20 protein-coding genes are annotated in these 23,314 nt (G+C 68.2%); 10 read left to right on the forward strand and 10 right to left on the reverse strand.

Features of this window, described 5'->3' with window-relative positions; all coding sequences use genetic code 11:
* Positions 1 to 3: 3 nt before the first annotated feature.
* Positions 4 to 822, forward strand: a complete 819-nt coding sequence (dapF, locus tag ACMCNN_RS27810; RefSeq protein WP_412747293.1) for a diaminopimelate epimerase — start codon at positions 4 to 6, stop codon at positions 820 to 822.
* A 928-nt stretch (positions 823 to 1,750) separates the two neighbouring features.
* Here dapF and ACMCNN_RS27815 read toward each other — a convergent pair.
* From ACMCNN_RS27815 to ACMCNN_RS27850, 8 genes are all read right to left on the reverse strand, one after another.
* The gene (locus ACMCNN_RS27815) at positions 1,751 to 2,995 is read right to left on the reverse strand and encodes an ATP-grasp domain-containing protein (protein WP_412743447.1); all 1,245 of its coding nucleotides are present in this window, start codon (positions 2,993 to 2,995) and stop codon (positions 1,751 to 1,753) included.
* A complete protein-coding gene (locus tag ACMCNN_RS27820) occupies positions 2,992 to 4,239 on the reverse strand; it encodes an MFS transporter (protein WP_412743448.1) in 1,248 nt (415 codons plus the stop codon). Before ACMCNN_RS27820 ends, ACMCNN_RS27815 begins: the two co-directional genes overlap by 4 nt.
* On the reverse strand, positions 4,236 to 5,561 hold the full coding sequence (locus ACMCNN_RS27825; protein WP_412743449.1) for a hypothetical protein: 1,326 nt from the start codon (positions 5,559 to 5,561) through the stop codon (positions 4,236 to 4,238). Before ACMCNN_RS27825 ends, ACMCNN_RS27820 begins: the two co-directional genes overlap by 4 nt.
* 17 nt (positions 5,562 to 5,578) lie before the next feature.
* On the reverse strand, positions 5,579 to 6,739 hold the full coding sequence (locus tag ACMCNN_RS27830; RefSeq protein ID WP_412743450.1) for a GNAT family N-acetyltransferase: 1,161 nt from the start codon (positions 6,737 to 6,739) through the stop codon (positions 5,579 to 5,581).
* Between the two features lie 86 nt (positions 6,740 to 6,825).
* A complete protein-coding gene (locus tag ACMCNN_RS27835) occupies positions 6,826 to 7,791 on the reverse strand; it encodes a TauD/TfdA family dioxygenase (RefSeq protein ID WP_412743451.1) in 966 nt (321 codons plus the stop codon).
* 9 nt (positions 7,792 to 7,800) lie between these two features.
* A complete protein-coding gene (locus tag ACMCNN_RS27840) occupies positions 7,801 to 9,102 on the reverse strand; it encodes an aspartate aminotransferase family protein (RefSeq protein ID WP_412743452.1) in 1,302 nt (433 codons plus the stop codon).
* Entirely contained in the window at positions 9,099 to 10,319 is a 1,221-nt protein-coding gene (locus ACMCNN_RS27845) for an NAD/NADP octopine/nopaline dehydrogenase family protein (RefSeq protein WP_412743453.1), read from the reverse strand. Before ACMCNN_RS27845 ends, ACMCNN_RS27840 begins: the two co-directional genes overlap by 4 nt.
* A gap of 12 nt (positions 10,320 to 10,331) precedes the next feature.
* Positions 10,332 to 11,252 carry a hypothetical protein gene (locus ACMCNN_RS27850; protein ID WP_412743454.1) on the reverse strand — a complete coding sequence of 307 codons (921 nt, stop codon included), beginning with the start codon at positions 11,250 to 11,252 and terminating at the stop codon, positions 10,332 to 10,334.
* Between the two features lie 314 nt (positions 11,253 to 11,566).
* On the opposite strand from ACMCNN_RS27850, the gene ACMCNN_RS27855 reads away from it, so the two are divergent.
* The 3 genes from ACMCNN_RS27855 to ACMCNN_RS27865 all read left to right on the forward strand — a co-directional run bounded on the left by ACMCNN_RS27855 (position 11,567) and on the right by ACMCNN_RS27865 (position 13,820).
* Positions 11,567 to 12,043 carry a helix-turn-helix domain-containing protein gene (locus ACMCNN_RS27855; protein ID WP_412743455.1) on the forward strand — a complete coding sequence of 159 codons (477 nt, stop codon included), beginning with the start codon at positions 11,567 to 11,569 and terminating at the stop codon, positions 12,041 to 12,043.
* A 169-nt stretch (positions 12,044 to 12,212) separates the two neighbouring features.
* The gene (locus ACMCNN_RS27860; protein ID WP_412743456.1) at positions 12,213 to 12,575 is read left to right on the forward strand and encodes a hypothetical protein; all 363 of its coding nucleotides are present in this window, start codon (positions 12,213 to 12,215) and stop codon (positions 12,573 to 12,575) included.
* Positions 12,576 to 12,593: 18 nt separating this feature from the next.
* Positions 12,594 to 13,820: an MAB_1171c family putative transporter gene (locus ACMCNN_RS27865; protein ID WP_412743457.1), complete on the forward strand. Its 1,227-nt coding sequence runs from the start codon at positions 12,594 to 12,596 to the stop codon at positions 13,818 to 13,820.
* 8 nt (positions 13,821 to 13,828) lie between these two features.
* On the opposite strand, the gene ACMCNN_RS27870 is transcribed toward ACMCNN_RS27865, so the two are convergent.
* Positions 13,829 to 15,052, reverse strand: coding sequence for a hypothetical protein (locus tag ACMCNN_RS27870; protein ID WP_412743458.1), 1,224 nt, complete (start codon positions 15,050 to 15,052; stop codon positions 13,829 to 13,831).
* Positions 15,049 to 16,251, reverse strand: a complete 1,203-nt coding sequence (locus tag ACMCNN_RS27875) for an MFS transporter (protein ID WP_412747294.1) — start codon at positions 16,249 to 16,251, stop codon at positions 15,049 to 15,051. Before ACMCNN_RS27875 ends, ACMCNN_RS27870 begins: the two co-directional genes overlap by 4 nt.
* A 526-nt stretch (positions 16,252 to 16,777) precedes the next feature.
* Between ACMCNN_RS27875 and ACMCNN_RS27880 the strand changes: the two genes are divergently transcribed.
* From ACMCNN_RS27880 to ACMCNN_RS27905, 6 genes are read left to right on the forward strand one after another with little or no spacing between them, the layout of a single operon-like run.
* On the forward strand, positions 16,778 to 17,824 hold the full coding sequence (locus ACMCNN_RS27880; protein WP_412747295.1) for an alanine racemase: 1,047 nt from the start codon (positions 16,778 to 16,780) through the stop codon (positions 17,822 to 17,824).
* Between the two features lie 28 nt (positions 17,825 to 17,852).
* Complete coding sequence (locus tag ACMCNN_RS27885) at positions 17,853 to 18,713, forward strand: 3-keto-5-aminohexanoate cleavage protein (RefSeq protein WP_412743459.1); 861 nt, start codon at positions 17,853 to 17,855, stop codon at positions 18,711 to 18,713.
* Positions 18,710 to 20,308, forward strand: a complete 1,599-nt coding sequence (locus ACMCNN_RS27890) for a gamma-glutamyltransferase family protein (protein WP_412743460.1) — start codon at positions 18,710 to 18,712, stop codon at positions 20,306 to 20,308. The genes ACMCNN_RS27885 and ACMCNN_RS27890 overlap by 4 nt, the downstream gene beginning before the upstream one ends.
* A 17-nt stretch (positions 20,309 to 20,325) precedes the next feature.
* Positions 20,326 to 21,237 carry an NAD(P)/FAD-dependent oxidoreductase gene (locus tag ACMCNN_RS27895; protein ID WP_412743461.1) on the forward strand — a complete coding sequence of 304 codons (912 nt, stop codon included), beginning with the start codon at positions 20,326 to 20,328 and terminating at the stop codon, positions 21,235 to 21,237.
* Entirely contained in the window at positions 21,237 to 22,193 is a 957-nt protein-coding gene (locus tag ACMCNN_RS27900; RefSeq protein WP_412743462.1) for a GNAT family N-acetyltransferase, read from the forward strand. The genes ACMCNN_RS27895 and ACMCNN_RS27900 overlap by 1 nt, the downstream gene beginning before the upstream one ends.
* Positions 22,190 to 23,293, forward strand: a complete 1,104-nt coding sequence (locus ACMCNN_RS27905; protein ID WP_412743463.1) for a M20/M25/M40 family metallo-hydrolase — start codon at positions 22,190 to 22,192, stop codon at positions 23,291 to 23,293. Before ACMCNN_RS27900 ends, ACMCNN_RS27905 begins: the two co-directional genes overlap by 4 nt.
* The last annotated feature ends 21 nt before the right edge of the window (positions 23,294 to 23,314 follow it).

Below are 23,314 nucleotides of genomic sequence, written 5' to 3' on the forward strand. Positions count from 1 at the left end.
CAGGTGGAGTTTGCGAAGGGACATGGCACCGAGAACGACTTCGTCATCGTTCCCGACCCGGGCGGTCGGCTCGAACTGACGCCGGAGCAGGTGGCCGCGCTGTGCAACCGGCGTACGGGAATCGGCGCGGACGGTGTGCTGCGCGTGGCGCGCTGCCAGCACGCCAAATGGTTCATGGACTATCGCAACGCCGACGGCAGCATCCCGGAGATGTGCGGCAACGGCCTGCGGGTGTTCGCGCGGTACCTGGTGGAGTACGGACTCGCCGCGCCGGGGCGCTTCGACGTCGTCACCAGGGCCGGCTTGCGAAGCGTGGAACTGGAAATGACCGGCGATGTGACCGCGGACATGGGTCCGGCCCGGGTGCTGGGGACATCCACCGCCGTGATCGGCGACCGGCGCGTGGAGGGGCTGCACATCACGGTGGGGAATCCGCACCTCGCGTGCGTCGTGGAGTCTCCGGTGGAGACGTTCGATCTGAGCACGGCGCCCGGCGTGGACATCGCACGGTTCCCCGACGGCGTCAACGTCGAGGTGGTGCGCCTGATCGGCGACCACTGCGCGGAGATGCGGGTCTACGAGCGGGGTGTGGGCACGACCTGGTCGTGTGGGACCGGCGTGGTGGCCTCGGCCGTCGCCGCCGCACGCAGCGTGGGCGAGGAATACGGCGAGTGGGAGATCCGCGTGCCGGGCGGCTCGCTGACAGTCATCCTGAACGCGGAATCGACGTACCTGCGGGGCCCCGCAGTCATTGTGGCGGAGGGCAAGACCTCGCTCCTGGCGGACGACGGCGAGACTGAGCCCTCCGTGGCGGCCGCCTGATTCGGCCGCCGGTCGTCCGTCGTCGGTGGCACGCAACATCTGCGTGCGGAGCTACCCGGCGGTGCACCGCCGACACTGCCCCCGTCCGGCGTGACGGGCTGGATCACGCAAGCCCTTGCCTGTGCGAACCGCACAGGGAGCCGGTCGGTGTAGGGATACGGCTTTCTACTGATCGGCGCTTTCACGGCCTGTCGGTCCGGGCTGCCACCCCGGCCGGCAACGGCTGTCGGGAAACGCACCTCCTCCGGCCACGAGCGAGGGATCGGTCACGTCGTTGTCCTTCCCGTTCGGGCGTACTGCGCCGCGCCCCCACCCGCTGGCGGCAGCGACACAATGCGGCATCTGTCGAGGTCAAGGGTATCGAGGCAGACCAGTGAATGCAACTGTCAGTTGAGAATCAACTCTGCAGATTCAACCACAGGTTGCGGTCCTGCCTTGCCGTCCCGGCTGTACGACGGCCGCCAGGGATAGAGGTCCGTCGAACGAGTTCTCCGTGGACTGCTAATGTCCCAGCCGTGGCCGGCGGTTCAGGCACCACCGTGGCGATCGGACGGTGCGCAACGGTGGACCGGCCATCCCACGCTGACGGCAGAGCCACAGGAGGGGACGTATGCCCGCGCAGGAGCCGAGTGAAGGTGCGTTCTCGGACGGTGCTGTGGGCACACGAGTAGCGGCCGTTCCGCACGTGCAGACATCCGGCCCGGACTCGGCCGAGCGTGCCGGGTCGCCGGGACGGGCGAAGATCAGCGACCTGCTCGCCGGTCTCGTCCCACGCCGGGTCCGCACTGTGGCGGCGCCCTCCCCACGCCACGGTCCGGTCAGCGCCGCACCTACCGCTCCCCTGCCGGAGGAGACGGACCTGTGGCCGGTCACCTGTGAGATGTTGGGCTGGCCGCACCGCTGAGCGGACAGCGGCGGCGAGGCCGGGTCATGAAACCGGCACCGGCGTCTCGTACTCGACGGTGAACCGCTCCTGCAACGCGGTCACCAGGTCGGGAACGTCTCCGGGCAGGTCTGTCCGGCAATGCACCACGGCGGACATGCTGGACGAGTAGAGGGTCCCGGCGATCCTCTCCCCCGGCTTCACCTTGATGTCGACCTCTTCCACCTCGGCGAGATCGGCGAAGACACCAGCGTCCGGCACTCGGCTCACCACGCCCCGATGCAGCGGGAACATGACCCATGCGAAGGATCCGTCCGCCACGTCGGGACGCCACTGCAGGGGATTGTTCAGCTCAGTGGCCAGGAAGTGTTCCCAGGTATCGAAGCCGTAGGCGCGCAGCAGATTGCGCGGGATACCCGAGCCACCCGGCCGACAGGCGATCTCACCGACGACGAATCCGCGCCGGGTGCGGAACACTTCGAGATGGGTCACCGAGTCGGCGAGACCCATCGCTCGCACGACCTCGCGGTGCAGCTCTGCCACCGCACGCGCGGCGTCGTCGTCCGCGGGCAGGGTGTACGACCCGAAGACCGAGCCCATCGAGCGCAGCGACGGGACGATGTACTTCGACACGGCAGCGAACTGCACCTCGCCGTCGCGGACCAGCCCGTCGCAGTGATACTCGTCCTCGAATTCGAGATACTCCTCGACCAGGAAGGGCGGCTCGTTGTACGCGCTACTGCCGAGCAGCGGCCCGTCCGGGCGAGTCAGCTCGGCCAGTTCCGCCTCATCCCGGACGACATGGACGTTCGCCGACCCGTCCCCCCACACCGGCTTGATCACCGCCGGCAGGCCCTGCGCCCGCAGGACCCTCTCGACGCTGTCGGCGAGCGGGACCAGCCGGCTGTCCGCGACCGGGATGCCGGCCCGCCGGAGCCTGGCCTTCATGGCGTTCTTGTTGCAGAAGGCATGCGCCACATCGAACGGGATTCCGGGCAGCCCCAAATAGGTCCGCAGGTAGCCGCCCGTGGGGATGGAACTCTCCGCCGGCGCCACGACCGCGTCGAAGGGGCGGCGGTTCATCAGCCTGAGAGCGGCGTTTCGCACCTCATCCAGATTCTGCACGTTGTCCACCAGCTCGACGGCGGCGACCGGAGGGTAGAGCGGCAGACAGTCCGGCTCCGTGATCAGTGACAGGCGCAGATCCGGATCCTGCACCATCCGGTTCACCAGCTCAAGCCGGCGACGCCCCACCACCAGGACGTCGCGGACGGGCGGGGGAGATGTCAACGTGGGCTCCACTCGTGGGATTCGACGGGGCGAGAGGCACGGGCGACGACGACCGGAAGGGCCAGGCCGGTGCCGAGCAGCAGAACGCCGAGGCCGAGCCAGCCGAGCGTGCCGTGCGGCACGACGACCGTGGTGAGCAGTGCGGGCCCGACGACCGACTGTGCGGTCGAGCCGAGGCTGAAGACCGACAGGTACTCGGCCCGCCGTTCGGCGGGAGCCAATTCGTAGGAGACACCCCAGGAGCCCGCCGACTGCCACATCTCGCCCGCCGCCAGCAGGACGACCGCGGCCACGACGAGGACCGTCGCGACGATCACTCCTGCCCCGGCGGTCAGCCCCAACAGCAGACAGCTCGCGGCCAGGGCGACTCCCGACCACCGCATCCGATGCGCGGCCACGGTGAGGTCGTCGCAACCACGCGAGGCGCGCACTTGAAAGAGGATCACCAGGAGGGTGTTGACGAGCACGGTCACACCCGCCAGCTGGGGCGGCGCCGGGGTGCGGGTGACGATCAACAGCGGAATGCCGACCGACAGCATCGTCATGTGAATGACGAGTATCGCGTTGAGGCCGGTCAGCGCCAGATAGCGTCCGTCCCGCAGGGAGGCGAGACCCCGCCACAGGCCACCGCGGCGCGCCGCGGTCGCCGGTTCCACCAACGGAATCCGGCGCAGCAGGAAGGCGGCCAGGAAGAACGAGGCCGCATTCGCCAGGATGATCCCGCGGAAGCCCGTGTCGGAGCCGAGGCCGACGATCATCGTGCCGGCGAGCGCGCCGAGGGAGAAGCCCACATTACGTACGACCCGAATCGTCGCCATGGTGCGCACGCGATCGTCGGTACCGACCGCGGCGCCGACCACGGCCTGGTTGAGTGGACCAGTCGCCTTCTCTGCCAACGCCAGCATGCAGGCGACGACCACGTACACCGGAAACGCGGCGACGAAGGCGTAGGCCACGAACCACGCGCCGCGCCACACCTGAAGCATGACCAGCATGCGCCGGGCACCGATGCGATCCGCCGCCACGCCGATCGGCACCGTGGACGCGAACCCGACGATGCCCGCAACGGACAGCCCCACGCCGATCTGACCCGCACTCAGACCGGCCACCCGGCTGAGAAAGATCACGCTGCCGGTGAGAAAGATCCCCGTGCCGCAGGAGTCGACGAGCGCGACAAGCGCCATCCGGCGGCCCGCCGAGGTCGTCGGCAAGAAGCGCGCCAGGCGCCCGGTCCAGCCGGTCATTCGCCGTAGGCGGCGTCGGCGAACTCATAACTGCCGAGTCCGCGATGCCACTCGCGCAGCCCGGCGGTGGTGGCGCCGGCGGGCACGACGACGAGACGCTCGTCGAACCATCGCAGCACCTCTACGCTTCGCCGCTCGAGCTCCTCCGGATCGTCCGCGGTGAGCAGGACCATGCCGATCCTCGTTGTCGTGGAGTCCACGGACGCACCCATCTGGGCACCGAAGGGAAGCTCTATCCGGGCGAACTCCACACCGGGCAACTCGGTGAGTTCCGCCGGCGACGGGCAGCGCACCAGGACGCCGGGCCGGCTCGGCAGGTAGACCGAGCCGACCGTGCCGGGACGGACCCGTACGTCCAGTTCTGGCCTACGGCCGAGGGCGCACTGCACGGCGGCGTCCCCGAGATCGACGTTGAACTTCGCCAGGATCTCCTCGGCGGTCAGCGCGCCGCCGCGGCGGGCCGCGCACTCGCTGAAGGTGACGCTACCGGTAGCCGGATCGTGGAACAGCTCCATGTGGAAGACGCCGTCTTCGAGGCCGAGCGCCGAGATCGCCCGGCGGATGGTGTCGTCGGCCGCCGAGTAGGTCCAGCCCTCGGTCTGCGGGTCGAACTTCCGCATCCGCAACGCCGACCGGCTCTGCAGTGTCGACAGGCAGGGCTGGTCGTAGCGACCGAGCCCGTAGAACAGCAGCTCGCCGCCGGAAACGATGCCGTCGGCCGTCCATTCGTCACCGGCGACGAACTCCTCCAGCACGAACGTCCTGGACGCGATCCGCCGCCTGCGGTACCCGTCGGCCGCGGCGAGCAGATCGGCGAGCCCGTCGACCACCGACGTGGTCTCGGTGCCCGCGCCGGTGATCGGCTTGAGGACGGCTCGGTCGAACGGGACGGTGAAGTCCCGGTCGATCGCGAAGATGTCCTCGATGACGGCCGCGCGGGCCGTCGTCAACCCGGCGTCGCGGACACGCTGCTTCTGCAGATACTTGTCCCGGAACCGTACGGCGGTTCCGGGGTCGATCGCCCGGGCGCCCAGCGCGCGGCCGAGGATCGCGGCGGTGACCAGAAGGTACTCGTTAGTGGTCTGCACCGCCGTGAACTGCCGGTCGGCGAACCCGGCCCGGTGCAGGGCCGTGAGGATCGCCTCCGGGCTGCGGTGGCTCTCGCAGAAGACCGGTATCGCCGGAGGGGCGATCGTCTGGAGGCCGTTGTCGCGATGGTACCCGCCGTAAATCACCACGGGGGCCAGGCCGAGTCGCCGGCACGCCCGCAGAACGTAGCGGTCGGGGCTGAGCAGCAGCAGCGAGTCGGACTCAGCGGGCAAGGTTCTCTCCTTCATCGTCACTTCTGCGTCGGAGCCGTGGTCAGCCAGGCCGGCTCCCACTCGGCTGCGGGAATCGCCTGTGCGGGATATCTGTCACGCCAGGCCCGCAGGTCGGGCCGGACGTCGAGGTCGACGTGATTGTCCGGGTCGACGGGAACCGCGGCCATCCACAGGGGACGCAGCACCGCCCCCCGAGCGATTTTGGCGTCCAGGGAGCCGGTACCCAGATGGAGTTCGCCGAGGCCGAGGTCGGCCATGAGGGCGACCGGCCGGTAGTAGGCGACGTTGAAGTATTCGTAGGCTCGGCGCACGGCGGTGTAGTCGAAGCCGGCCACGCGCGCGTACAGCGTGCTGTTCCACCGGTAGAAGAGGGTGAATCCCACCAGCCGCCCCTCGTCGCGGACACACACCACGACGCTCTGGTCGTCGAGCGCGTCCGCCTGACTGCGCAGTGACGCCTGTTCGGCCTGCAACGTGGTCTCGTGCCCGTACTTCCGCTGGATGTTCAGCAGGAGCTGCCCGGCCTCCTCCCAGCACCCGGACAGCGCTGACGTCGAGACCTCATAGCCGGCACCCTCGAACACCCGCATCTCACGGCGCATCTCACGGCCGCGGTGGGCGGAAAAGGCCGACAGGTACGCGTCAAGCCCCGCGGCCGCCGGGCGGATGATCGCCTCGGCGGTGGCCAGGCCCGCGCGCGCTCCGCAGCGTACGAGGTCGGCTGCCGCCGACGTGGTGGCGTACATCCACACCACACCGTCATAACCGGCCGATGCCGCGTAGTCCCGCGCCGCATCGACGACGAGCTGCACCGCCTCGCGGCGCTCCGCCCCGGTCAGCGCGCTGTGTACCGCCACCCCGCTGGAGTAGGCGCGACGAGTTCCGGCCAGCAGCCATCTCCCACCGCCGGTGACCGCGGCATGCTTGTCCGGCCGGTAGTTGCGCAGGGTCTCGTTGAGCACGTCCTGCACGGGCATGCCGGCCACCACGATGTCACCGCGCCACACGAGCAGGTAGCGCACGCGGGCACCCGGATTCGCCTCCAGCATGGCGAGCCAGCGATGGGAGTAGTAGAGCCCGAGTTCCGCGCTGATCTCGTCCCACTGGTTTCGCGGAACGTCGGAAAGGCTGTCCGCCCACCGGACACGAAGGGGCGCGGTCGATTCGACGTCCGCCATGCGAATGTGCTCCGATTCCGTCGGCACATCGGTGACGCGCCGGCCAACCGGCCCGCGCGTCACCGATGCTTCGTCATCAGACCGGGTCAGGCGAACGCTACGAAGACCTGGCGCTCACCGGCGTAGGGCATGCGGCCGTGCATGACGGCCTGGTTGTCCACCAGCAGCAGGTCGCCGGCCTCCCAATTGACCGGGACTGTGCAGTCGTGCAGCGTCGCACTGACCTGCTCGATGTCCGGGGTCGAGATCTCTGTGCCGTCACCGTAGGTCGCCCCGTACCCGAGCCGGGTCTCCCACACCCCCATATCCGAAACCTTGGGGGTGATCGTGGGGTCCTTGCGCCAGATGTGGGCCTGGTTGAACCAGGCGATCCGGTCGTCCGAGCCGACCTCGAGCGTGCCCGGCGTGCGATTGGTGGTCAGCAGGCCCAGCGGGGTCCACTTGGCGGAGGTGTAGCTCGACTGGCAGAGTTCCATCACGTCGTCCTTGGAGTCGGTCTCGAAGGTTTCCGGCCACGACTTGATGCCGCTGGGGTCGCCGGCGGCGTGCGGCAGATGCTGGATGTACGTGACGCCCCGGGTCCGGAAAGCGTCCCGGATCCGCGGCGGCAGCGACTCGTACACGCGATGCCCGTCGATCAGGGTGGTGGCTCCGCCCTCGTCGGCCGGCCGGCCACATCCGAAGCAGAGCGTCTTCGGATGCCAGGGGGCGTACGACAGTTCGTTGTGGGCACGGAGCACGCGCGACTTGTCGGGGCCGGCGGCGTTGTAGACGAATCCCTTCTCCGCCCGGCGCGGGGCGTCTCCGCCGCGGTACGGAGCGAGCTGACCGAGCAGGCTCTGCGCCGCCGTCTCGAACTGGTCGATCGTACGAATCCCGAACCCGCGGAAATGCACGGCGCCGGACGCGTCGAGAAGTTCCCGGACGGTGTCCCGCTGCTTCGGTTCCAGATTCGTCAGGACGTCGGCCGGGGCCGGATCCGCACCGATCAGGCGGGCCCGCGAGGGAAAGCCGGGCTCGAACGAAATGTTGCCCACAGTTGCCATCGACATACTCAAGTCCTAAGAAGCGGTTCGGGCAGGGACAGGAACGGCGGCCTGCACCACGCGCAGCGAATCCTCCAGCGCGGTCAGGAAGAGGTCATCCGTTTCCGGGGTCTGCGGCAGGGAAAGCGTGACGAATCCGCCCTTGCCGATGTACACGCCGCGATCCAACAGTTCGTGGAACAACAACTGGACGGGTCGGCGGTCGGCACCGGCGAGGTCGGCCGCGCGGGTGATCGGCACATCGGTCGGATGGATGCCGATGAGCGATCCCCAGCCGGTGGCCTGGAATCCACACGCGCGCAGCAGGTCGTCGGCGCGTTTGCGGAGGCCCTCGCCGCGCTCGAAGAGTGCGGCCAGGTTCTCCCGGGTGAGAACGGAGCCCAGCATGGCAACGCCGGCCGCCATGGTGAACCGATTGTTGTTGAACGTGCCTGAATGGTCGAAGTGGGGCTCCCGGCCGCGGGCCAGCTGGAGCATCAGATCGCCGGTGCCGCCGACGGCTCCGAACCCGAATCCGCCGCCGATGTACTTTCCGAGCGTCGTCAGGTCGGGACGAATTCCGTACAGTGACTGGGCTCCGCCGTAGGCCATTCTGGACGTCTGGACCTCGTCGAAAATGAGCACGGAGCCGTGTTGATCGCAGAGTTCCCTGAGTCCGCCGAGGAACGAGGGCGTGCCCTGAATCCGCCCACCGGACCCGAGCATCGGCTCGACGAGAACGCAGGCGATCTGCCCGGGCCACGCGTCGAAGGCCGCCTGCGCGGATTCGAGGCTGTTGTACTCGCAGATGGCGACATCGAACGGGACGTTCAACGACGAGCCGTCACGGCTGAAGCTGAGGAAGCCGCCGTGATATCCGCCGTCGAACACCAGCACCTTGTTCCGGCCCGACGACTTGATGGCCAGGGAAGTGGCGACCAGGTTGGCCTCGGTGCCCGAACTCGTGAAGCGCACCAGGTCCATCGACTCGAACCTGTCGCACAACATCCGGGCGACGTCGTATTCCGCCTCCGCGACCGCACCGAACGACCAGCCCTGATCCAGGACGCGGGTGACGGCGGCCCGTACGGCCCCGGGATTGTGTCCCGCGAGGCCGACACTGTAGTCCCCGAGATAGTCGAGGTACTCATGCCCGTCGACGTCGGTCAGCCGACAGCCGGACGCCGAGGCGACGGTGAAGGGGAAGGGGTCGAAGTCCAGCACCGACCGCGTGGTGCCGGACGGCAGGACCGCCCGGGCCAACGCGTTTCGGGTCGCGCTGTTCGGGCGCTTGTCGGCATACCGTCGGTACGCCTTTTCGAGGGCATCTGCAATCATGTCCGTTCTCCTACCGCCGCGAGTTCCATGTCGTGCGGTGCCGTGAGCAGCGAGGTGATGTGCGGTACGGTCCCCGGGACAGCGCTGAGTTCTGGCACGTAACCGACCAGGTCGCTGCCATGGACGCCGAGCTCCGCGGCGGTCCTCATGACGTCCATCTCGTATCGCTCGGTGACCGGGAGACGAATTCCGGCGACGTCCGCGAGCCAGCGAATCGTTCGCAGACCCGGAATGTCCTCCCGGATGATCCGGGAGCGCCTGAGCTCCTCGATGGAGGTGCAGGACATCGAGCGGTAGATGTCCCGGCAGGACTGCATCATGTCGTAGAAGTCCGGCTGGTAGGGAAGTCCGTACTGCCGCTCGATGATCCGCGGGAAGCGTTGCGCCTCGACCCCGTACGCCCTGGCCAGGAATACCCTCTCCCGATCCAGGGCGTCGAGGCGTTCCGCCAATTCCCGGTGCACGCCTTCGGTGTAGTGCTGGTAAACGATGCCCGCCCGGGTCTTCTCCAGGTTCCGGCGATCGAGCGCGATCCCGACGTGGATGATGTAGCCGAGTGGGTCGAACAACAATCCGATGCCCGGTCGCACCGCGATGTCCGGCCAGGAGGGCCGGCCGATGAGATGCCCCAGGGGAAACAGACCGCGGAGGCGATCCAGTGCCGCCCGGGGCGTCCGCGAATAGACAGAGACGTTGACGCTGAGCTTGCGCTTGTAGGAGATGTGCGTGCCGGCTACCCGGGTCCCGTGGAAGGAATCTTCGACCAGCACCAACGACGTGTGCCGCAGCTGCGGGGTGCGGCGCACCCACTCGGCGATCACCGGCTGACCGCCCTGACCCGCCCGGACGAAGGTCACCACCTTGCCGGCCACCGATTCCAGGCGGGCGATGCGTTCCATGAGCGGCAGGCGCACCGCCGGTATGTCCGGCACGGTCACGATGATGTGTTGAGCGGCTTCCAGCATGGCCTGCGCACGCTCGCCGTGCAGGTGGCTGAAGTGTTGCGGCCCGACCTCGACGCTGTCGCGTTCCCCGCTGATCATGTTCGTTCGGGTCACTGTGCCGCAGAGTTCACGGATTCGCTGCTCCGGCGAGCCGGAGACGTCGCGGACGAACAATGTCGATGCGTTCAGGCCATGGAGCTCCCTCGTGGAAACGAGGTCGGTCAAGAGCGTCAATCCGACATGCCCCGCACCGATCACCACGATGTCAGACAATCCGATCACCACTCAGGATTCGAGAGAAATCATGGTGCGGCGGTGATGCGCCACCACACTGTCCGGCACGACATAGGAGCGCAGCAGCAGCCGCTCACAGTTGTTGGAGTCGATGGGGTCACGGCCGTGTACGCAGTGATCGTTCGGGATGATCAACGCCTCACCCTTGCGGGCAGCGTGCCCCCGGACGAGCCCGACCCGAAGGGCCGCCTCGTGCAGCTGCTCGTGGGCGCCCGCTGCAGCTTCCCATTGATCAGCGTCCAGATCGGCGGCCGGCGTGAACGCGTCGAAGTTCAACCGGATGACGAGCCCGCCGTCGGTCTCCTCCAGCAGCGCCATCCGCCGGATGCGTTCGTATCTCCAGCCGAGCGACGATCCCGATCGCGCCTCGAAGACGGGCCTGCGCAGAATGTCGCGAGTCGCCTCCGACAGCAGTGAGACGACCTCTGTCGCCGGGGCGAGCAGGGTCCGCGGCACGGCACCCTCGGCCAGGTGCGGCACCAGGACGAGCGTCCGCGGACGGCACTCGTCACTGGCCCACGCCAAGTCGTTGTGCATCGCCAGCAGATCGGTGCCGGCGCTCTTCTCCTTCGACAGCGAGGTGGGCCGGATGTCCGTGATGTACGAGCCGTTGTAGTCGCTGTAGGCCACGCAGTTCCCGACCGTCTGCCCGAGCAGGAGTGCGAGGATCTTGCTGCGCTCCACGTCGGCGAACTGGGGCAGGTTCGTCACCAGAACGGGCTGATCGCCAGTGGATTCGTACGTCTTCCGGATCCGGTCGATGGTCTCGCCGACGTGGTTTCGCAGGTAGGCCAGATACCGGTACTCCGTCTGGCCGGGGCTGTTCTCGTGCACCATGAGCACGATGTCGTTGAGCTGATCTCGCTCGAACTCCTCAAGCGCGAGGCGCGTCGTCGGCCCGGTTTCCGGCATGTTGCTTCTCCTCTGGGAAGGCGGGCGGGCGGATGTCTGATGCAGAAGCCAGTCCCGTGCAGGCGACCGGCCCAGCCGATCCGGCGGACTCGATCGATGGAGGAGCCTAGCGATCTTCGACAGTCGATACAACTGTCAGTTGAAGGGAATCTCGGCCGATCTACCACCAGTAGAGTGCCCAGATTGACGGTTGATGCCCGTATTGAAGTAGGGCAAGATGGACGATCACCCCCGCAGCTTCAACTGTGCGTCAAGTCTCATGGGAGAATTCGACTGCGGGTTGGTAGGATCTAGACCAGGCACAGGAGGTACGAGTGTCAGACGACGACGTGACCAGCGGGGAGGCCGTCGACGCGTCCCCACTCGCCCAGCGGCTCGATCAGCTTTTCCGGATGAGCCGGCCCGACGCACGACGATGGACGAACAACGAGGTCGCGGAGGAACTGCGGAGCAAACATCCCAGCCTTCGCGTCAGCGGCGCATACCTGTCCGCGCTGCGGAACGGCAAACGGGTCAACCCTTCGCCCGAACTGTTGGTCGCCCTGGCCGATTTCTTCGGCGTGGCGCCCGGCTACTTCCTGGATCAGGAGCACTCCGACCGGGTCACCACGCAGCTGGCCATGTTGGAAAGCCTGCGCGACGCGGGCGTCCGGGGCATCGCGATGCGCGCTATCGGTCTGCCGTCCGAAAGCCTGGAGGCGATCACCACGGTCCTGGATCAGGTCCGCAAGCTACAGGGCCTACCCCCCGTCATGGACAATGTCGATCATGACGCATCGACGGAAGACTGAGCAGCCACTCGCAGGCCGGCAGCTACGGCAGCTCCGCCGCCGGGCGCGGGCGCTCGTGGATGGACTCGGCCTTCCTCCGCAATGCGACATCACGACGCTGTGTGCCCATGCCAGCGCCCACCGTGGCCGGCCGATCCATCTCGTTCCGTTGACGATGTGCCAATCCGGTATGAGCGGCGTGTGGGTCACCACCCACGACACCGACCTCGTTCTGTACGAGGCCGCGACGAGCACGCCGCACCGGCACCACATCATCGCCCACGAACTCGCCCACATGCTCTGTGGACACAGCGGTGTCGAGGCCATCGACGACGAGGCCGCCCGGCTCCTCTTCCCCGATCTCGACCCGGCACTCGTGCAACAGATGCTGCGCCGGTCCGGATATCCGCACCGCGACGAGCAAGAGGCCGAGGTGGTCGCCACCGTGCTGCTGGAGCGGCTGAACCGTGCCGTGCCGGAGGAGGTGGGATGTATACCGATGGAGGACGCCGCTATCCTCGCCCGCATCGATAGATCGCTGCGCAGCCGGTGACGAGGAGCGGGGACGCCTATGGACGACCTGAAGGACTTCGCCTTCATCTGGGGCGCATTGACCTGCGCCGCAGCCCTTGTCTATAAGCTGCGCGACCTCCGTACGAACCCGCATGACCGCGCGCTGCTCGCACTGATCGCGGCATTCGGCTGCAAGACCGTATCGCTCGTCCTCACCGCGCCCACCACTTCGGCCGCCCTCGAGCGATGGATCGACATGCCGAACATCTGCGCTCTCGGCGTTCACCTCTTCGGCGGGGTGGCGTCCAGCACCGCCATCCTGATCGCACTCGGGTACTGGAGCTACCCTCCGGAACGCGCGCGATCGCTGGCGAGGATCTGGCTCGGCGCGGCCGGTGCCATGGCGGTCACCCTGATCGGACTGTGGCTCGTCGCCAAGCAGACGGTGTCCGATCGGCCCGGAAACTACCTCCTGGACAACATGCAGCAGCCGATCGTGGCGGTCTACCTGCTGCTCTACATTGCCGCCTTCGCCGCCGGCCTGATGGAAACCCTGCGGCTGTGCCTCCGGTACGCCACGAAGGCGGCGGATCCCTGGCTGCGCCAGGGCCTGCGGTTGACCGCCATCGGAGCCGCTATCTACCTCGTCTACTGCGTCCACCGGGTGCTCGGCGTGACCGCGGTTCTGCTCGGCACCAAGTCGCCCACCCCGGAAATCATCACGCCGCTCTGCATCGGAGTCGGCGTGGAGCTGCTGGCAATCGGGTTGACCATCCCGTCCTGGGGTCCCCGCCTGTTCGACCTGTCGTCCTGGCTGCGCAGCTACCGCTATCACCAGGCTCTCTACCCTCTGTGGCGCGACCTCTACCAGGTCACACCCACCATCGCGCTGGATCCGCCGCAGTCGCGCCTGCGCGACCGTCTGCGCGTACGCGACATTCACTTCCATCTGTATCGCCGGGTCATCGAGATCAACGACGGTCGGCTCGCGTTGCGGCGGTACATGGATCCGGCGGTCCTGGCCGAGGCCACCCGCGCCGCGCACGGCGTCGGGCTCAGCGGCGAACACCTCACCGCCGCCGTGGAGGCCGCGCGCCTGGACGCTGCTCTGCGAACCAAGGAGAGCGGGGTCGCGGTGCAGGACGATTCGCCACAGGTGCCGGGCGAGCAGAGCGACGACTTCGCCGACGAGGTGCGGTGGCTCGTCGCGGTGTCCCAGCACCGGCTCCGCCGGGTCGGTCCCGCGGATCACCAGCGAGTCCCCGCGGGTCCCGCAACGGTGTGACGAGGCGTTCACCCTTCGTCGGTGTCGACCTCCACCGTCTGCAACTCGTACCGCTCGTGGAGGGCCTGGACGGCCGCATGGATCTCGGTCTCCGTACGGGCGCGCACCAGCACCAGACCCGCCATGGCGACCGAGTTGAGCGCACGCGTCACCTGATCGCCGACCCGATGACGCACCTCAGCGTGCACGACGCCCGGGATGTCGCGCAGCTCGTCGGCACTGCTGATCCGGGTGATCCGGCCCCGGCGCAGGGGCAGCATGTACTGGGCCAGGTAGTCGTCGGGTTGCCGGGAAACGGTCGCCACGGGTTCGTTGAGGCTGGTCGCGATCAGCGCGTCCCAGATGTCCACGCCGTATTGCTCCGACAGTTGTTGCGGGATACCGCCGCCGCCGGGGCGAATGGCGACCTCCCCGACGATGAACCGGTCGCCCACCCGGAAGGCTTCGAGGTGGGTGACGCCGTCGCGCAGGCCCATGGCGCGTACGACGCTGCGGTGCAGGTCGCGGACGATCGCGGTGCGCGGATCCGACTCCGGCAACGTGTACGACCCCACCACGTGGCCGACGCTGCCGAGTACCGGCGCGAAGTACCGGGAAACGGCCGACAATCGGATTTCGCCCTCGCTGAGGATGCCGTCGCAGTGAAACTCCTCGTCGATCGTCAGAAACCGTTCCGCGACGAGAAAGTGTCCGAACGCGAGCATCCGCTCCGAGCGCCCCGCCGCACAGTGCCGTGCCAGGTCGGCGTCGTCGTGAATGACCAGCACGTCCTCGGCGCCGCCGCCGACGACGGGCTTGACCACGATCGGCCAGCCGAGCTCCGCCGCGGCATCCCCGGCCTCGCTGAGCCGGGCCACCCGGGTGAACGGTGCCACCGGAATTCCGTGGTCGCGGAGGCGCTGCTTCATGACGTACTTGTTGGTGAAGGCGTTCACCATGTCGTATCCGGGTCCGGCGAGTCCGTAGTACGAGCGCACGAACGCGGCTGGCTGGAGGTTGAACTCCGACGGCGCGACCACGTGGCTGAACGGAACGTCGGACAGCAGTCGCAGGGCCGCGAGCTTGACCTCGGCGACGTTCTCTATGTCGTCGACGACTTCGAGGCGGGTCCCGTCCGGATAGAAGTGCCGGTAGCGTGGGGTCGTCACCACGGCCAGCGCGATGTCGGCACGCGCCAGGAGCCGACGAGCGGGAATCTCCTTGTTGGTGTTGATCAGTAGCACGTATTTCACGAGGCGCTCCCCGGGGTCGCGGGAACCGGGGCGGTGGGTTCGGACGCGATACGGCGCCGGGACCAGAGAAAGACCACGAATGTGGTCGTGATCGCGGCCGGCAGAAAGACCGTCAGGTTGCTGTCCAGGGCGGCCGTGAGACCCAGCAGGAATGCCGATGCGGGAACCGCACCGGTGATGAAACCTCTGATGATCGTGTTCACCCGTCCCGCGAGATGGGCCGGTATGTTCTTCTGCCGGTACGACACGGTCGCCGTGTTGATCCCGCCCTCGCCGAGAGACAGAACGACAAAGCCCGCGACGGCGACGTAGGGCGACGGAGCAAGCAGGAGCACCGCGCCGGCCGCCGAGGCGGCGAGCCACACGGCGATCTGCCGGTGACGGTTACCGTCGGACAGCGCGCGTGGACTCAGCCAGGCACCGAGCGCGGCCGCGATCGCCGCCACCGACACGGCGATCCCCAGTGAGCCCGCCGACCACCGCCACCGCTCCTGTCCCACCACCAGCAGCGTGGGTTCGAGCGCGCCGGCGCCGAGGTTGTAGATGGACACCACGAGGGTCAACCGGACGATGTCGGGCCGCTGCCGGAAGTATCCGATGCCCTCGCGCAGCATCCGGCCCAAGGGGAGGCGGTCCTGTGCAGGTCGCATGGCCGGCATGAGGATCACGGTCGCCGCCGTGAGAGCGAAGGTGAGAGCGTCCAACTCCAGGGCCCAGGTGGTGCCGAGCGTGGTCACCAGAACCCCGGCCAGCACGGGGCCGGCGAACCGGGCCACGAGAATGATCGTGTTGAACTGGCTCACCGCGCGATCGAGGAGATGGTCCGGGACCAGCGCCGGGATCAGGCCGTAATCGCTGGCCACATTCGAGACGACATTGGCGAGTCCCTGGACGACGAGTGCGGCGAATACCGCCGGGACGGCGCCCTGCCACAACGCGACGGGGATGAGCGCCACGGCGGCAGCCTGCACGATGTCTGCGCCCGCGAACATCGTCCGCCGGTCGTAACGATCAATGAGTGGCCCCATCACCGGCGCGAGTACGTACGGCGCAGTGCGCGCCGCCATGCTGAGGACTGCCGTCAGCGGATCGTCGGTGTAGGCGAGAAGGGCGAGCGGCACAGCGAGAAAGAGGAATGTGTTTCCGACCGTGGACGCTGCCGACGCCCCTGTCAAAAGCCAGAAAGCCCTCAACGTCATCCTTTCGGTTGCGGGCCGCTCCACCTCGTGTCCGCGAAATGCTGGTTGCACGCCGGCCGCGGTGAACCTATCAGAGATTCGATCGGGCTCGATCAGGCTGCCCGGATACCGGTATTCTGACCAACCAATTCAGTCCACTATGTCTACCGGTCCACGGTCTCAGCCGCAGCAAGTCCTCGGTGTCAACGTCCGCTCTGGACGCCACACGCCAGAGGAACCCTCAGTACACGGAATGGCGCAAGCTGTAGTTGCCATCCGGCGATCATCGCCCACGCAAAGACTTCGATGTGATGTTCCGCACTATGAGTGACCTTGATCATTTTAAGATCATGTATGTACGTTAAACGGGTCAGATCACGAGGGGGGGTGACCTGCAATGTCTTGCCGCAGCACGCTCTGAAGCGTTATCTGAGGCCTGCCGGCCTGCATCCACAATGCGATGGGGGCCGGCAGGGACCCATTGACTACAGGGCCTCGTCGGCGCCCTTCTCAGAGATGCTCCTTGGATCATATGCGCACCCCTGTGATGATGATCGATCTACCCAGAGTGGATCGCAACATTCACCGCCTGCAAGAACTCGTTGCCCACGCCGGTCGACAGCTGCGCGTCCACGTGAAGGGACATCGGACACCGGAGCTCGCCACCAGGCAGACGAAGGCCGGAGCGGTCGGCATCATGGCACAAACGGGCCCCGAAGCGCGGGAGTATCTGCGCCGCGGAATCGACGACTGTGTCATTTCGCGGCCGGTGCTCGACCCGTGGCGTCTGGCTCCCCTGGTGAGATTCGCAGCGCAGCACGCCGGCCCTGCCCTGGCCGAGGGCACGGCACGCATCGTCGTGGCGGTTTCCGACCCGGCATCCGTACGTGGCCTGGGGGCGCTCGCCGCGGCTGCGGGTCTTGTCCTTCCCCTGCGTATCGACGTCAAGTTCGACGAGGACCGGGGCATCGTCGCGGACCGTGCCGGCGATCTCGCCCGCCTCATCGAGCACACGCCCGGCGTCACGCTCGACGGCGTGGCGGGCTACCGGTCCTATCCGGACCTCGTGGCGCTGAAGGCCGCCGCAACACAACGCGCCGGGTCCGTGGCGGAGGTGCTGGTCGGGCTTGCCGAGAGCATCCGCGCGGACGGGATCGGCTGCCCCACGGTGTCGGTCAGCGGCACGGCGAACACCGCGGCGGCGCTGGATACGCCGGGTGTGACGGAGATCTGTGTGGGAGCGGGGCCGCTCTATGACGCGGGCTACGCGCTCGCCGGTCTCTGTTCGCTCGACGACGTGGCCATCACCCTGCGGGCCACGGTGCTCGACACGCCCGGCGGGCGCGTCCGCACGGACGCCGACCATCTGCTCGAGGGCGCCGGGCAGGACTGGGACCCGGATACCCTGGCCACACTCACCGACGGCACCCCGCTCGGCGCCGCGGCGCTGCGGCAGGGCATGGTCGTGGACCTGATTCCGGCGCACATCTGCCCGGTGGCGATGAACGATGTCCCCCGCGAAGTGATCGATCAGGGCCGTGCCGTCGATCGCTGGCACCCCGTCCTGCTGCCGGAAACCCCGGCCGCGTCCTGATGTCCATGGAACTCCAGAAGGGTTCGAAGTGAGTACAGCCGACAAACTCATCGTCAATCTCTGCCCGACCGGCATGATTCCGCGCAAGGCGAAGGTGCCGCACGTACCGACCACGCCGGAGGAGATCGCCGCAGACGTGCGCCGGTGCCGGGACGCCGGTGCCTCCATGGTGCACCTGCACGCCCGCGACGCCGATGAGGAGCCGACCTGGCGCCCCGAGATGTTCGGTGAGATCCTGCAGGCCGTTGCGGCCGAGGCACCCGACATGGTGCTAGTGGTCACCACCAGCGGGCGCAACTGGAACGACTTCGAGAAGCGCAGCGCATCGCTGACGGTCACAACGCCGAGCCCGGAGATGGCGTCGCTGACCGTCGGCTCCATGAACTTCCCCACCTCGGCATCGGTCAACAGCCCACAGATGATCGAATCGCTGGCTACCGCGATGGCCGAGCGTGGCATCGTGCCCGAGCTCGAGATCTTCGACGTCGGCATGGCGAACTACGCCAGCTTCCTCATCGACAAGGGCATTCTCCGGGGTCCGCACTACTTCAACATCCTGCTCGGCTCGCGCGGTACGGCCGAAGTCAGTGCGGTCAACGCGGCCGCCTTCCTCGGCGCGCTGCCGAAGGACGCCACGTGGGCGTTCGCCGGCATCGGGCGCTACCAGCTGGCGGCCAACACGCTGGCGATGTCGCTCGGTGGCCACGTCCGCGTCGGTCTCGAGGACAACCCGTACTACGACTGGTCCGATCGCTCACCCGCGACCAATCCGCGGCTGGTGGAACGCGTCGTACGGATCGCCCGGGAACTCGGCCGCGAACCGGCCACCCCCGCCGAGGCGCGAGAGATCATCGGGCTCAAGCCGGTGCACCGGGCGAGCGCGCAATGAGGGATGTCCTGCGCGATCGGCAACAGTGGGCGCGGCACGGCATGGTCACCACGGGAAGTCCCCTGGCCACACTTGCCGCGCTGGAGGTTCTGCGCGACGGCGGAACGGCGTTCGATGCGGCCATCACCGCCTCGGCGGTCATGACGGTGGCCCTGCCGATGGCGAGCGGCCCTGCCGGCGACGGAGCCATCGTCCTCTGGCAGGCGGGCGCGCCCGAGGCGGTGTCGCTGACCGCCCTGGGGCGCACCCCGATGCGGGCGACCAGCGACGGATTCGCCGCCCGAGGGCTGTCCGACGTTCCGGAAACCGGGATTCTGTCGGTGTCGACGCCGGCGCTGATGGACGGCTGGCTCGCCCTGCACCGCAGGCATGGCTCGATGGAATTGGGCCGACTGTTGCGGCCCGCCATTCAGCTGGCGGACGACGGGCTGGCCAACACCGGTCAAGCGGTCCGTTGGGGCAGGGACAACCTGGAATTCCTGGCCCAGGATCACTTCCAGCAGCTCTATGCCGGATACGGCGCTGCCGACGCGGCCGGTGCGGTGCTACGCCAGCCGGGCCTCGCCCGCCTGTACCGGCTGCTGTCCGACCTGGCGGATCAGCCGGAGGAGTTCCGTCGGATCCTCGGCCGCGCGGTCGCCGAGGTGAGCGGGGAACTGGACGGCTTCATCACGGGCGAGGACTGCATCGCCGACCACGCGCGCTTCGCGCCGGCCCCCGCCGTGCGGGTCGGTGAGCACCTGGTCGCCACCACTGCGGCGCCCACGCAGGGCCCGCTGATGCTGCAGAACCTCGCGCTCTTCCAGCGGATGCGCGGTGACGTCGCGGTCGACTCGGCCGAGGGCATCCACCTGATGGCCGAGATCGCCAACCAGACGTACGGCTGGCGACTGCAGGCCTTCGGCGACCCGGACTTCGTACCGCCCCGGGATTTCCTGGCCGAGGATCTGCTCGCCGACATGGCGCGCGGCATCGACCGGAACAAGCTCGGCACCCCGCTGTGCCTCGGCCACTACAAGCAGGGTGACACGACGCAGTTCACGGTGATCGACGCGGCCGGTAACGGCGTGAGTTGGGTGCAGAGCCTCGGCCTCGGCTTCGGTTCCGGCGTCGGTGTGCCGGAGTTCGGCATGCTGCTGTGCAACCGCCTCGGCCGCAGCGCCACCCTGCAGCCGGGTACGCCGAATCGCGTGGAGCCGGGCAAACGCCCGGTCAACACCATCATGCCGTGGCTGAGCTCGGACGCCACGGGGCTGCGTTTCGCCGGCGGGACCCCCGGCGGTGACGGCCAGACGCAGTGGAACGCGCAGGTGATCATTCGAATGATCATCGAGGGATGCAGCCCGCTGACCGCTCTGAACCGGCCACGATGGACGTACTACCCTGGCTGCGACAAAGCCGAGGTGGACATGGGCCTGCAACTCCGCGTGGACGCCGACCTCCCGGCGGACCTCATCGAGGACCTCCGCGGCCGCGGCCATGATGTGGTGCCGAAAGCGAGCATCGGCGGTGTGATGCGAGTGCTCGAACGCCGGCCCACGGGCCTGTACGGGCTCGACGACGGCCGCCACGAGGGCTTGACAGCCGGCTGGTGACAGCGAGGGAGAACGACGTGACGGAAACCAAGCCTTCTCGCTTCGACGTCGTCATCGTGGGCGCCGGGGCCGCGGGCCTCACCGCAGCGGTGATGCTCGGCCGTTCCAAGCAGCGCATTCTCGTCGTGTCCCTACCGCGACGCCGCAACTCGTCCGCCCTGGCCGTCCGCAACGTTCCCTATGCGGACGGCCTGCCGCCGGACGAGATCTACGCCAAGATGGAACTCGACGCCGCCGGCGCCGGTGTCGAGTTCTGCTGGGACGAGGTCACGTCGGTGCAGGCGGGCGACGACGAGGTCACGGTCGCGACTCGTGGCAACGGCACGTTCGTGGCCGCCAGACTGCTGCTGGCCACGGGCCGGCGCGACGAGATCCCGCACTGGCTGCCGGACGGCGTGTGGGGCCGCACCGTCTTCGAGTGCCCCTACTGCCACACGTTCGAGAACTCCGGCAAGACGTTCGCGGTTGTCGGGCGCACCGACAACACCACCTGGCTCGCCCGCCTGGCCCAGGTGCACGCCGGCCGGATGACCGTCCTGGTCGGCGATCCGCAAGTCCTCCAGCAGCCGGACCGCGCCCGTGACCTGCTCGTCGCCGACGGCGCCGAGGTGTTCGCCGATGAAGTCACGTCCGCGGTCGTCGGCCCGGCCGGAGAATTGCGACTGGCCACGAAGGCCGGGCGGGAGGTGGTCGTCGACGTCGTTCTCCTCGCCGAGGTGGCCCAGCCGGACCAGCGGTTCACCGGCATGCTGGGCCTCGATCTGATGGACAACGGCCACCCGCGGATCGACACGTACGGACGCACCTCCCATCCCCGGGTCTACAGCGCGGGCAACGCCCTCGGCTCCCCGCACTACATGTGGACCGGCGCGGCCTCCAGCGGTCTCAACGCGGCCAAGTCGATCTGGGAGGACGTGATGACGAAGTAGTGGAGATCATCGACAGGTTCGGTCTCAGCGTCGCACTGGTCGCCCCTGAGGCTGTCGCGGATGCACCCTGGCGACTCGCCGAACGCCCGATCGATGTCGTACGCGTCGCCGACCCACCGGCCGACCTGCGCCCCGTCCTGACCGGTGCCGGTTTCGTCGTGAAACCCACGATGCTCACGTGGGTGGCACCGCTCGAGCCGACCGAGGAGGAATTCCTCCTCCGACTCGACACCAAGGCGCGGCAGGATGTCCGCAGAGCGCAGCGCCGGGCCGGTGACGCCGGGCTCCGCCTGCGCGTCGAACAGCCGGTGACAGGGGCTACCTTCGACCGCTTCCTGGCCCTGTATGAGGAGCGGGTCGCCGAGATGCCGCACGGCGTGGCGTTCGCGAACCGGCACCGAGACGCGGTCCTGGGCTCCGACCAGTACTTCGCGGTCCTGCTCGAGGACGGCGGCGACCTGGCGGGCGGCACCATCGTGCTGGAGAGCCCGGACGTCGACGGGGTCAGGATGCGCTTCTCGGCGGTCACCGAATCGTGGCGACGCTTCAGCCTGGCCCGGGTGCTCTATTTCGCCGCGATGCGGACCGCCCGGGAGAAGGGCTACTCCTTCGCGACCCTCGGCGACGAGCCCAACCTGTACGGTCATCTGACCCAGCCGGGCCTGTTCAGCTTCAAGGTCGGCAGCGGTTTCGCAGCCGTGGCGTCCCAGGACTTCGGCGATCCGCTGGGCGACGATCTGGCTGATCTGGTCCTGCGGTTGACCACTCTGAGCGACCCCAGCCTGATCCTCGGGTACGCCGACGCGGTCGGCCCGGAACGACGGCTGCACGGGCATCTCGTCGCGACCGGCGCCATCGACCCCAGACCCTACGCCGCGCCGTTTCTCACCGGACTGACCCTGCACACACCCGGAGGGCCGCCGGTCGCGGGGCGCCCCACTACTCTTACGGAATGACGACGCACACGACCGCGCAGATCAGTGTCGACGGGATGCTCGAGGACCTCAGGACACTCGTCGAGGTCGAGTCTCCATCGCTCGATGTCGACGCCGTGACCGCGTCCGCGAAGACGGTCGCCGCGGTCGTCGAGAGCCGCCTGGGTCGGCGAGCGGTCCTGGTCGAGGGCGAGGCCGGTCCGCACGTCCGTTGGTCGGGTGGCGGAGACCCGAAAGTGCTGATCCTCGGTCACCACGACACCGTGTTTCCCCTCGGCACCCTGGAACGACGTCCGTTCCGGGTCCAGGACGGGCGGGCCACCGGCCCCGGAGTCTTCGACATGCTCGGCGGTCTGGTGCAGGCGATCCACGGCCTGGCGAGTCTCGACGACAGGTCGGGCATCGAGATCCTGGTGACCGCGGACGAGGAGGTGGGTTCCGCAACGTCGCGAGCGCTCATCGAGGAGCGGGCGCTCGCCTGCGGCGCGGTGCTGGTACTGGAAGGCGCCGCGGACGACGGGGGCCTGAAGACCGGACGCAAGGGCTGCGGCACGGTCGAGGTGTCGATCACGGGCCGGGCATCGCACGCCGGCCTGGAACCCGAGGCAGGGATCAACGCCCTGGTGGAAGCGGCACACCAGGTCCTGGAGATCGCGTCGCTCAACCGGCCGGAGATCGGTACGACGGTCACGCCGACCGTCGCGACAGCCGGTACGGCGAGCAACGTCGTTGCCGCCGCGGCCACCATCACCGTCGACGTGCGGGTCGAGTCCGCCGGCGAGAAGGACCGCGTCGAGTCGGCATTCGCCGCACTGACCCCACGCCTCGACGGGGCGGTCATCACAGTTCGGGGCGGCGTGCACCGGCCCCCCATGCCCGAGTCGTCGGCCGCGGAGCTCTTCGCCCTGGCGCAGCAGCTGCTGCCGGGCATCGGAGGCAAGAAGGTCGGCGGCGGAAGCGACGGCAATTTCACCGGTGCACTGGGCGTGCCGACGCTCGACGGCCTCGGCGCGGTCGGGGGCGGCGCCCACGCCGACCACGAGTACGTGATCGTCGACCTGATGGCCGAGCGGGCGAACCTGGTTGCGGGACTGGTGAAAGCGATCCGCGGTTCGCGGTGACCCGGTCCTCGACCCGTCTCA

This window comes from Krasilnikovia sp. MM14-A1004 (assembly GCF_047159485.1).
In the GTDB taxonomy this organism is placed as follows: domain Bacteria; phylum Actinomycetota; class Actinomycetes; order Mycobacteriales; family Micromonosporaceae; genus Actinoplanes.